General features: G+C 64.7%; 10 protein-coding genes and 1 pseudogene. 5 read left to right on the top strand and 6 right to left on the bottom strand.

The window, feature by feature from the left end; translation table 11 throughout:
- Positions 1–225 precede the first annotated feature (225 nt).
- The 3 genes from AB0I42_RS26585 to AB0I42_RS26575 all read right to left on the bottom strand — a co-directional run bounded on the left by AB0I42_RS26585 (position 226) and on the right by AB0I42_RS26575 (position 3020).
- Positions 226–1257, bottom strand: a complete 1032-nt coding sequence (locus tag AB0I42_RS26585) for an ABC transporter substrate-binding protein (RefSeq protein WP_357541199.1) — start codon at positions 1255–1257, stop codon at positions 226–228.
- Positions 1258–1373: 116 nt separating this feature from the next.
- Positions 1374–2111, bottom strand: a complete 738-nt coding sequence (locus AB0I42_RS26580) for a hypothetical protein (RefSeq protein WP_357541197.1) — start codon at positions 2109–2111, stop codon at positions 1374–1376.
- Positions 2112–2225: 114 nt separating this feature from the next.
- Positions 2226–3020 (bottom strand): SAM-dependent methyltransferase, encoded by a 795-nt coding sequence (locus AB0I42_RS26575; RefSeq protein WP_357541195.1) that lies wholly within the window; start codon positions 3018–3020, stop codon positions 2226–2228.
- Positions 3021–3339: 319 nt separating this feature from the next.
- Here AB0I42_RS26575 and AB0I42_RS26570 point away from each other — a divergent pair.
- The 3 genes and pseudogenes from AB0I42_RS26570 to AB0I42_RS26560 form a co-directional block, all read left to right on the top strand.
- Positions 3340–3747: pseudogene (locus AB0I42_RS26570) on the top strand (helix-turn-helix transcriptional regulator); the annotation flags it as partial.
- A 567-nt stretch (positions 3748–4314) separates the two neighbouring features.
- Positions 4315–5070 carry a hypothetical protein gene (locus AB0I42_RS26565; RefSeq protein ID WP_357541255.1) on the top strand — a complete coding sequence of 252 codons (756 nt, stop codon included), beginning with the start codon at positions 4315–4317 and terminating at the stop codon, positions 5068–5070.
- A 2-nt stretch (positions 5071–5072) separates the two neighbouring features.
- A complete protein-coding gene (locus AB0I42_RS26560; protein ID WP_357541193.1) occupies positions 5073–5783 on the top strand; it encodes a creatininase family protein in 711 nt (236 codons plus the stop codon).
- Positions 5784–6114: 331 nt separating this feature from the next.
- On the opposite strand, the gene AB0I42_RS26555 is transcribed toward AB0I42_RS26560, so the two are convergent.
- Positions 6115–6504, bottom strand: coding sequence for a hypothetical protein (locus AB0I42_RS26555; protein WP_357541191.1), 390 nt, complete (start codon positions 6502–6504; stop codon positions 6115–6117).
- A gap of 269 nt (positions 6505–6773) precedes the next feature.
- Between AB0I42_RS26555 and ligD the strand changes: the two genes are divergently transcribed.
- Both ligD and AB0I42_RS26545 read left to right on the top strand, forming a co-directional pair.
- Positions 6774–7916 carry a non-homologous end-joining DNA ligase gene (gene ligD / locus AB0I42_RS26550; protein WP_357541190.1) on the top strand — a complete coding sequence of 381 codons (1143 nt, stop codon included), beginning with the start codon at positions 6774–6776 and terminating at the stop codon, positions 7914–7916.
- Positions 7917–7950: 34 nt separating this feature from the next.
- On the top strand, positions 7951–8310 hold the full coding sequence (locus AB0I42_RS26545; RefSeq protein WP_357541188.1) for a hypothetical protein: 360 nt from the start codon (positions 7951–7953) through the stop codon (positions 8308–8310).
- 267 nt (positions 8311–8577) lie between these two features.
- Here the strand turns inward: AB0I42_RS26545 and AB0I42_RS26540 are convergent, their stop codons facing one another.
- Positions 8578–9453, bottom strand: coding sequence for a ParA family protein (locus AB0I42_RS26540; RefSeq protein WP_357541186.1), 876 nt, complete (start codon positions 9451–9453; stop codon positions 8578–8580).
- A gap of 9 nt (positions 9454–9462) precedes the next feature.
- Positions 9463–10899 carry a ParB N-terminal domain-containing protein gene (locus tag AB0I42_RS26535; protein ID WP_357541184.1) on the bottom strand — a complete coding sequence of 479 codons (1437 nt, stop codon included), beginning with the start codon at positions 10897–10899 and terminating at the stop codon, positions 9463–9465.
- Positions 10900–11248 lie beyond the last annotated feature (349 nt).

Below are 11248 nucleotides of genomic sequence, written 5' to 3'. Positions count from 1 at the left end.
CGCTCGCTCCGGTGCGTGCCGGTCGGCTGGCACCTTGGGCTGGACCGTGTTGTGGGCGGCGCGGGTGCGCGTAGTCCGCAAGGCCGGCGGCGAAATCACCAGTCGTGGGGCGGCGGGTCGGGGTGGGCTGGACGGTCATCACGAGTCCTTCGCGCTTGCTGGCCGGGGTGGTGGGCCGGGCAGTCTCGGGTCCATGCCCGGCCCACCACCAGGGGACGGGGCGTGTCAGACGGTGCAGGTCCGACCCGCGGCCACGCCGGGTGGGCACGGGATGTGGACGATGTCCTCGGGGCGCAGTTGCAGTTGGCCAGGGACCGCGCCGACGCCTTGGAGTAGCGCGATGCTCTGCATCACCCGGTGTGGGTCGAGGGTGCCGATCTCGACCCCGCCGGCGCGGACGTATGCCTGCATCTGGCTGATCTCCTCGGCCGCCGGGCCGGCTTCGAAGCCCGAGTTCTTCTCCACGAACACCGCCGCGGCGGCGGCGGGATCGCTGATCGCGTCGTGCAGGCCGCGCAGCACCGCGTCACGGAACCGGGCGACCAGGTCCGGGTCGGCGGTGATCGTGTCGGTGGAGGTGATCAGTACGTTGCCGTACAGGTCGGACAGGACATCGCCGTACGGCAGCACAATCGGCTCTGCCTGGGCGAGCGCCCGCACGCCTGGGGTGCCGATCACGGTCTCGGTGACCGCGTCGACCTTCCCGGAGGCGAGGTTGCCCCGGATCTGCGCTGGCGGCATCTGCTGCCAGCGCACCTTGGCAGGGTCGATCCCGGCCTTCGCCGCGTACGCCGGGAACAGGGTGTGGTTGACCCCGCCGGGCTGGAAGCCGACGGTCTTGCCCTCCAGATCGGTGGGCCGGTCGATCCCCCTACCGGGCAGGGTCGTGATGGTCGAGATGCTTCTCTGGTAGATCGCCGCGACAGCCCGAATCCCGCCCTGCTCAATCTTCGGGATCTGGATGATCGCGCCGGTCAGGTCGACGACCGCGAAGTCGGCCTGACCGCCGAGCATCACGGCGATGTTGTCCCCGGTGCCCTTCCCCGGCCGGACGGTGACCTTCAGCCCCGCCTTGGCGAAGTGGCCGTTGGCGTCGGCCATCAGCAGCGCGGCGTCCTGCGGCTGGCTGCCGAACCCGGTCAGGACCGTCACCTCCACCACGCCGCCCGGCTGGGCGTCGGGGCGGCTGTCGGCGCAGCCCGCCACCCCGGCCACCGTCACCACAGCGGCGGTCGTCGCCGCTATCCGTCTCCACATCAGAGAATCCGTCCTTATCGGTCAAAACGAGCAGGTGAAGGGTGCAAGGAACCACCGGACGACCCAACCCGGGCCGTCCGTCGGCCTTGAAAGAGAGGAAGGAAGCGTGCTGCCGGCTACGCCGGCGCGAACCCGACCGTGGTCCAGGTCGCGTTACCGATCACGACCGTCTCCGAGTCGTGCATGATCTCCGGCAGTCGGTCCAACAGCGCCGGATCCGCCCCGTGGTCGATCAGTTGCTCGCGCAGCTCGGCCGCCACGACCACCGGGAGCCGACACCCCGGGCTGCCACCCGGCCAGGAGCGAGTGGCGACGGTCGTCCGCACATCCACCAGCCCGGCCGCCTCGAACACCTCGGCCGCCTCAACCGACCAGTTCGCGTCGTTGCCTTGGGCGTCGAACACTGCGCGCAACGCCTCCTGGTAGTGCTGGTAGACGTCGTGCGCGTCCGCGTAGGGGCTGTGCTGGACGAAACCACTCCACAGCCCCCACTCCTGATCCACCAGCACCCCACCCGGCCGCAACGCACCGGCGTACTGATGGATCAGATCGCGGCGGGCGGACGTGTGCGCGGCGAACAACCGGATCGGAATGGCGTCCCAGCCGCCGGGCAGCGGCCCGTCCGCGACGTCGTCACGCTGCACGACCCGTAGCCCGTCAACCTGCAGGATGTGGCGGGGGTCGATGTCCGAGGCGACCACCTCCGCGGTCGGACCCAACGTCCGTGCCAGCCACCGTGCCACCGAACCGTTTCCGGCCGCCGGCACCCAGTACCGGCCCGTCGGCACCAACGGCAACCCGCCCAGCAGTCCCGTCGTCTCCTCGTCCAGGATCTCCGACAGACAGCCCAACATCGGACTACCCGTCGCACGGGCGTTGTTTAGGGCGTATTGCACAGTCATTCCGGCCTCCCCAGCCATCGGTTCGAATCCACACGGGGCCGCGTGCGCGGCCCGTAGATGTAGGTGTCACGCACGCGTAGGCGACGTCAGCCGCCCCATCCCCGCCCAGATCGGCACCGGGCCCAAATCCGCAGAGTCCTCAAGGTCTTCCGGCTCCGGCGACCACTGGTCGACCGGCACCACCCCCGGAGGCAGCAACTCCCAGCCCGCGAACAGATCAGCCACCTGATCGCGGGTGCGGAACGTCAACGGCGACCCCGTCGACTCCCGATACCGCTGCACCACCCCGACCGTCTCCCGCGTCATCTGCAGCGGGGTGGTCAGGTGCGACACCACCAGGTGGCTACCCGCCGCCGCCACGGCACGGAACCGGTTGAGGATCCCGGCCGGGTCGACGTCAATGAAGTGCAGCACCGCCACCGCGAGGACCCCGACCGGCCGAGAAAAGTCGATCAGCCGCCGGGTCTCGGGAGCCACGAGGACCGCCTCCACGTCACGGATGTCCGCCTGGACCACCGCCACGTCATCCACGTCGGCCAGGAGGGACCGGCTGTACCCGACGGCAACCGGGTCCACATCGACATACACCACTCGGCCGGCGGGGTTCGCGGCGTGCACTATCTCGTGCACGTTGCCCACCGTCGGCAGCCCCGAGCCAAGATCGACGTACTGGTCGATACCCTCATCCAGCAACCCCTGCACCGCCCGACGCAGGAAGCTCCGGTTCGCCCGCGCAAATCGCTCAGCCTGCGGCTCGGCCGCCAGCATCCGGCCAGCCATCTCACGATCAACCTCGAAGTTCGCCGACCCACCAAGCAGCACGTCGTATACACGTGCAGCGCTCGGATGCTCCTTGTCCACATCTGGGGGACGGTGGTCCCACCCCTCAGAGGCAGCCACAGGAACCACCCCTCGCTACAAGGTCCGGTGGCCTCGAACAAGCGTGTGCCATCGTCGATCTCCCTCATCCGCCGCGAAAATGCTCCCGGCCGGACGGAGGCTGACGCCACGCCCGGCCGGGGCCGCTGTCGGCGTCTCGACGCCTGCGATCACCCTGCTCGGGGCTCACGGGACATTTCCAGGACATTCGCCCGGCCATCTGCCGGACAGAGTGCAGCCTTCGGAACTGAGGTACACCGCTACCGCCAGACCTGCATATTTAGCGTTGACGAGCTGAACCATGATCGATATGAGTATGTGGATCAAGGATTACCAACACCTGTCCTGCGGGCCTGACCGCAGCTTTCCGCAGTCCACGAGCAGGGCGCTGACTGATATACATATCTGGTATAAATGCGGTCATCGCGCATGTCCCCAGCCAGGGAGAGCTGCTGTGACCGTTCGTCGTGCTGCCATGCCGCCGGTATCCTCCAACTTCTGGTCCCGTCCTTCGGTTGCCAGCGCACTAGAAAGGACCGACTTCGGAAGCCTCTTCCGGCTCATCATCGAGGACACCAACGCTAGCCAGAACGCGATTGGGTCCGCCTGTGGCCTGACTCAGGCGGCTGTCAGCAGGATCTTGAATGGACGGTTGCGTCCAAGTTCGCTCGACGTCATTCACCGAATCGCCGACGGTCTGGACATGCCCGGGTCAGGTCGCACGCTGCTCGGATTGAGCAACGTATCTCGCCCTCAGGAAGCAGAAGGGTCAGCTTCAAGACATGCGGGTTCAGGCCCCCACAACCTACTTGGACACCTAATTCGAAGCAGCCATCAAACTCTCGAGAAGGCAGCCGAAGACCTCGACATCAGTGCCCGGCATCTCGGACGCCTCACCCGGGCCGCGCGGCCGGTAAATGTTCGGCCAGCCACCCGTCAGGCGATGGAGGGCAAGTACGGATATTCACTAGAGATGCTTCTCCAGCCTTGGCCGGCCTCCCCATCTAGCGCTGCGGCCGTCGGTGCTTTGACTGAACACACTGCCTCAGGTTCGCGGAAGTCAAGCGACTTCCCACAATACGCCCTTGAAGCACTTCCAAAGCCCCCAGTACGGTCCTCGGACATCGATCCAATGCTTCCTCTTCACTGGAATAACCTTCTGCAACTGTTGGCCGCATCCCATAACGTCCTCGGCCCACAGATGATCCATCAAGCGGTATGCAGAGAACTCGAAGTGATTCGACGGTACCGAAGCGAGGCAACCAGATTGCCCCGAATGCAGCTCATCGCAGTCGAGGCAAAGTGGGCCGAGTTTGCTAGCTGGACGGCGGAAACTCTCGGGGCCCGTACTGACTCAACGTACTGGCTCGACCGGTCCTATTCGCTTTCCAGCGAGGCCGGAAAGCCTTCCGTGACCGCGTACATAGTGATGCGAAAGGCACAGCAGGCCGTCGATAGGATGAGTTCGAGCGAGGCGCTCGACCTGGCCAACCAGGCACGATTGATGCCCCACAACAGCGACAGGGATCTCGCACTGAGCCATATTCGGCTTGCCCAGGCCCACTCGCTGGTACGCGACAGCCTACAGAGCCGCAGCGCAATCGAGCGCGCATATCAGTTAGTAGCCAAGGCCGACGCACTTGGCGACGACGAAAGCGCCGACACAATCGGAAAACACTGCACTCGGTCTTACGTTCAACTGCACGAAGGATTCTGTCGACTTCGTCTGGGCGAGCCGGATCGCGCGATCGACATTCTCCTGCACACCCTAGAAGCCTGGCCTACGAATTACCGCCAAGACGAGGCCGTGGGAAGGGCGTGGCTTGCCTGCGCCTATGCCGCCACCGGCAACTCGCGGGACGCGGGCCTCCAAGGTCTTGCGACTCTGGAGGCGGCTGTAGCAGTGGAGTCGGTACGAGCAATGCGCACATTAGGGCAGCTCAGCGTCACCCTACGGGAGCTTCCTGCGTGCCCCGAGAGCGACAGGTTCCAGGCTGCCTACCGCTTCGCCGCGCGATCACGGAGAATGTGATCATGGACCTACTCCCGATGACGACATCTGCCGAGCAGGAGACTCGGGGCGCCCGAGTGGCACTGCTCCCTGTCGGCAGTTACGAACAGCATGGGGACCACCTACCATTGGCGACAGATACCATGGTGGCCTCCATTCTTGCGGCAGAGATCGCAGAAAGATACGCCCTCATGCCATTACCGCCGATCACAATCTCATGCTCACACGAGCACGTCGGATGGACAGGCACTGTAAGCATCCGCGCTGTAACTCTCGCTCAGATCATAGTCGACATCTCTGAATCGCTACACGAATCCGGGATCGACAAACTCGCCATCATATCGGGACACGGCGGGAACTATATACTCTCAAATGTCACACAGGAGGCCAATACCCATTCTCCAAGAATGGCCCTTTTCCCAACGCGCGAAGACTGGGAAGCCGCACGATCGGTCGCAGGGATAGAAAGCAGCATTCATGACGACATGCATGCAGGCGAACTTGAAACGTCGATCCTCCTACACTACTTCCCTCAAAACGTCGGTACTCATTCGCGCGAATCAGACCATATCTCAGATCGACCACACCTGTTGACATTGGGAATGCGAGAATATACCGACAGCGGCGTCATCGGCGCTCCGTCACTAGCAACGGCCGCGAAAGGTCGACTCGTGGTCTCCACACTCGTGAAGCGCTTCGGCGACACTTTGATCGCACTCGGAGACCCCCCTTAGGGCAAGGTTCGCCCGTGCGAGACCGCCATCAGAAGGTGGTCTACGCACGACCCCAGAGCTGGCAGGACAACGTCAGGCCGCCAGCGTCGACGCTGACAGACAAACCCACAATTCGCAAGGTGTGACTGTTACTGTGGTCGCGCCTTTGACAGGCGCTCGGTGTCCTCCGGCCGAGGACACCACCCACCGCTCCACCGAAGGACTCCGGCTCCGTGCCTGCTACTTAGGCCGGGGCCGGACCTCGCCCAGGCGCCACAGCTTCGGGGCACTGCGAACGCATCCGGCCTATCGCTCTCCGGTCGCCAACCAGCGCTGCACTTCGCTGAAGCCCTTACCGTAGCGGCAGGCGTTCAGAAGGCTGCTCGGGTTGCGGAGAGAAACCGCCTCCCACCATGCGGCGATCAATGGTTGCGGCCGCAGCCTGAGTGACGGCATCCCGCCACCACCACGCCCAACCTTCAACGTAAACACACGGCACCTCTGCAGCCAGCCCGACTAGGCGGGCCGTCGGTATGCCGGGAATGCGGATCCGGACAGTCTGACCGTTGGCGCCGGCCAGCCTATAGCCGTACCGGCCGCCGCCGTCGTCGTCTGGATCGCGGACGGGTACGCCGGCGAGGTGGCCGCCTCGCCGGGCCACGGCCTCGGCGAACTCAATGATGGTGGACTTCGATTCCTCAACGGTCGCATCGGGGACGGGACGCTCACCAGGGTTGATCACCTGCCCATCGTAGAAACTTCCGGGCCGGCGGTGGGGCACCGAAGCCGCTATTCGCGCGGCGGGTCGGATCACATTGTTGTAGTTACGTGATCTCCGCCTACATGTCTTGACCAGGCAAAATGCTGACGTATTACTGAAGAGTGGAGCCCTCGTCAGCGACTGACCGTCGGCAGGTGGGAAGGCCGGTCTCGGTTCGATGTGGGCCAGGCCCAGGGGCCGGTCGACCAGCGACGACCGGGGGCCCGGCCGCCTTCGCCGCCGTCCTGCCCATGCTTCCGACCCTCGGTCCGCCACCAGGCGACATCGGATGGGCGGTCGAGTTCAAGTGGGACGGGGCCCGCGCGGTTGCCTACACCGGTGGCGGCCAGGTGCGGCTGGTCAGCCGCGGTCAACATGACTGCACCGGTTCGTATCCAGAGGTTACCGAGGTGGGCCGGCTGCTCGGCAACCGTCGTGCGGTACTCGATGGGGAGATCGTGGCCCTCACCCCGTCAGGGGCGCCGTCATTCTCGCGGCTACAGCGACGCATGAACGTCAGTGCCCCGAAGTCGGCGCTGATCAGCGCCGTTCCGGTGGTCTACGTCGTGTTCGACGTGCTGTTCCTCGACTCGGCGTCGACGACCAGGTTGCCGTACGGGCAGCGCCGCGAGCTGCTCGACGATCTCGCCCTGACTGGCGAAGCGGTCTGGACCACTGACACCTACGTCGACGTCGACCCCGCCCTGCTCCTAGCGACGGCGAACGCCGCAGGAATGGAGGGCATCGTCGCCAAGCGGCTCACGTCACGATACGAGCCAGGTCGACGCTCCTCGCAGTGGATCAAGAGTCCCGTCGCTCGTACGCAGGAAGTGGTGATCGTCGGCTACACCGCTGGACGTGGTCGACGGACAGGCACGATCGGTTCCCTACTGCTCGGAAGCCACAACGGTCCCCAACTTCGCTACGTTGGACAGGTAGGCACAGGGTTCACCGCTGCCATGCTGCACGACCTGGCACGGCGACTTGCACCACTGGCACGTTCGACGCCAGCGACGGCCGTCCCGACCGAAGACGCCCGCGGCGCCGTCTGGGTCGCCCCGACCCTCGTCGGCGAGGTCACGTTCCGATCCTGGACCACCCGCGGGCGGCTTCGTCACCCTTCGTGGCGCGGGCTGCGGCCAGACCGCCAGCCGATCGAGGCGCGCACCGGGCCGCCGCAGCACGGCCCTTTCGCCCAGTCCACGGTTCACATCGACGGCGCGATGTGCTCTGACGACGGCCGGTGGCGGGTCGAAGTAGTTCGCAATGCCCACCACCGCTGGTACAGAATCTGCCACGACGACAACATCATCGACTGGTTGACGCTCGCTGACGTCGAACGGACTCTCGGCAAGGCGGGAGTCGACATCCGGCTCCTACGCGAGGCCGCTTAGGACACGCCGGGCCGTAGCGACGCGGGGAGGACGAGTGGATCCTTGGACCTGGGTACAGGTGGAACGGTGGCTCGACTGGATCGGCGAGCAACACGCGGAGTTTGACTACCGCTACGTCTTCTCTGCCTACCTCGCTGCTAGCAGCAGGGCGCCGCATTCCGGTGAGACTGTCATGACGACCGACGCCAGCGGGGGGTACGTCCTGCGGGCTGGCGTTGGAGATCGAGGCTTGCGGCTGGCGAACGACGACGAACGCGAACTGTTCATCGCCCATCTCCACGAGCGGTACTGCGGAGACCGGTACTCCAGCATGAGGCAGTGGGAGGAAGCTCAGCATGCTGGCTTCCTCGAGGACACCGAGTGGCTGTACGGCCGCAGACGCAATGAACCCTAGTCGCTCGGTAAGGCGACGGAAGCACTGCTCCGTTGTTTGGACCCCTACACCGAACGACACTGGTGGCGTTGGGTCTTCGGCAGGCGGCGCATGTCAGCCAAGCGCTCGGCCACACCTGGATCGGCGACGCAAGAACCGCGCCGGCCCAGGTGTGGCCTGCCGCTAGAGCATGTACCCGCCTTCACTGCCGACGGCTAGACGGTGTCCGTGCCGGTAGCGCCGAAGCACTCGATCATCCCTGGGTCTCGGGCGCCCCCGATACCCAGGTCAGGCGGCAAGGGATCGAGTCTTCGGAGCCGTAAAGCCACGCTCGATCATCGTTGCAGCCAGATCTCTGTAGTCCTGAGATGCCTTGTCGTCCGGCTCGAAGACATTGATTGGCATCTCAGCCGAGTAGGCGTCAGGGACGGTGATCGAGGTCCGAATGAACGGCAGGAGGAGCTTATCCGGATAAGCTTCGGTCGTTGCCTCGATAATGTCGTGATAGTGCGTACCGCCGGTACGCACAGCGTTGGGACTTTGGCGTGGAACCCGAACTGGGGAGCGCGCGAACACGATGCCGTCGACTTCCAGAGGGGGCAGGTTGATTTCCGACCGGACGTCATCGTTCAGTCGGATCAGGTGCTTCTCCAACTCTGTGACGCCGCGGACCTCCTTCATCAAAGGAACGGCCACCGCAACGACGTAGGTTGCAGCCATTGCCGCGCCTTGCCCGACGATCCCCATTGAACCGGGGCCGTCGATGAGGATCACGTCGTAGTCGTTGATGATCGGCCGTAGTGCCTTGATCATGTACATCGCGGGCAGCGAACTTGAAGCGATCCACTGCTCCAGCGCCGCGCCCTCGTGATCGGCCCCCAGGAGCAGGTCGACCCCGCGATACTCGTTGTCTATGACCGGCTTGACGATAGCGGCCTTGGCCGGGGCGTTCCCCTTGATGACGTCGACAACATTCGACTGCCCCTCGAGCGCTTCGGGCTGGTCGAAACCAAAGTACTTCGACAGGTCTCGCTGTGGGTCGATGTCGACGACGAGAATCCTCTTGCCTGTCGTCTTCGCGAACTCGATAGAAACAGCGGCGGCGGTAGACGTTTTGGCCGAGCCACCAGTGCAGTTACTGAACGTTATGACGACTGCGGGCATGACAGCGCCTTACTCCTCGTCTGTCTCGATGGTGCCGGGTTCCATTTTCCCCATCTCCCACGCAGTGGGGCTGTACCCAGGTGTCGCTTCGACGGTCAGGCGCCGGACGTGGGCCACCTGCCGCGGCCCCCACTCCTTCGCCTCCCGTGTAAGGACTTCTTCGACAGCAAGCGCAGTCGCAGTGGCGACAAGCTGCCGAAGGGCGGTGTCAGTGGAGGTGTAGACCTCCGCGATGTACTTGGCCGGATTGGCGATGTCTGGGCCCACACCGGCAGAGCGAAGCCAACCGTACGCAAGCCGATGAGCGGGACCGAGCGCGATCGGCGCCAACGCAGCATCCGTAAGGCGGCGGAGCGCTTCCGCCACCGTGACTCTGCGGGCGACGATCGACTGACACGCCTCTGCGCGGGCCTTGGCTGCCCGCTCTGCCTCTGCCCTGTCATCGAGGGCGTTGGCAGGCTGCTCGACCGAGGAGGTTGTTACCCAGTACAGCTCACCGGTCTTGTCCAGAGCAGCAGCGAGCGTACCGCCTCGGCGTGCTTCCTCGATCGCCTCGTCGTCAACCAAGCGATGAGAGGCGGCCTGCCTGCCCCACATACCCTCCGGATCAACGATATCGACTCCGGCTTCCGCAGCCTTAGCCTGTGCCTCCTCCGTCCGCTGTCGACGTTCCGCATGTTGGCTATGCAGGGCCATGGCCTCGGCCGGTCCCATCCCTCCAGCCGTGTTGAGATCGACGTACGCCCAAGCGGCTCGTTGAGTCTCGGGGTCCTTATCCGCATAGAGCAGTGCATCCTCTAGGCGCAGCCGGCCCGACGAGAGCACGGCCTTGAGCTCTGGTACGAGGTTCAGTATCTTGAGCCGCCTACTGACATGCCCCTTTGACTTCTTGACCCGCTCAACAATCTCATACTGCTGCAGGCCACGATCGAGCATCGCTTGGAACAGGGTTCCCTCTTCGATCGGACTGAAGTCGAGGCGATGCAGATTCTCGATTGCGAGAGTGATCAGATCGTCAACGTCGGTGTTAGCGAGCCGGTCTGCCCGGGTGGCCCGGACCTTCTTCAGATTGGTGTGCTCACGGATCGCAGCAGTTCTTCGGTGGCCTGCCAGCACAACCCATTCCGCGGCGGCGATCTGCTCCGTGTATTCGGGGTGTGCAGCGAGGAAGGCTGTGGCAGAGGCCACGACGATGGGCTCCAACAGCCCAACTTCCTGGATGGCAGCCCCCAACTCGCTGAGGTCGCCGAGCTGCTCGCGAGGATTCGCTGGATGACCTGCAACCGTGTCGATATCAACGAGAATGGACTCGGGATCGGCTAGCGGAGCGGTGGGGTCAGCGGCGGTCCGCGGACCCGGCAGGGCAGCCTCTGCCTCCTTTGACTGCGCGACTTCCTCTACCACCGGAGACTCTTGCTCTCTCTGTTCGGCGAGCAGCTCGGCCATCTTGGCTGATCCGGCAGCTTGCGCAATCAGGTCACTCCCAACGCCGCTGGCTGCCGCGGCGTTGTTTGCGACTCGCCCTCGGAGCTGGCTAACCCCGCCGGTTGCACCCCTAGCACGCCGCGATGACGCCACTAGTCCTCCCTATCCACATAGCTCTTCCGGTCACGGTCGACGCTGGCTTGAAGCTGTCCTGGCACCGGCAGACTACTCCGAGAGGTTTGACAGGCCGAGGAGGCCACGCGGGCCGACGGCCAGAGCCCTCAAAACAGGTAGAGAGGCCAGACGAGGGCTTCAGTAGCCACTCCCGGCCCTACTTTCGCCGGACGTCAGTGCCCGGCCAGAGTTTCCG

The sequence above is a fragment of the Polymorphospora sp. NPDC050346 genome (assembly GCF_040655695.1).
Classification (GTDB): domain Bacteria; phylum Actinomycetota; class Actinomycetes; order Mycobacteriales; family Micromonosporaceae; genus Polymorphospora; species Polymorphospora lycopeni.
This window is presented reverse-complemented; position numbering and strand designations above follow the sequence as displayed.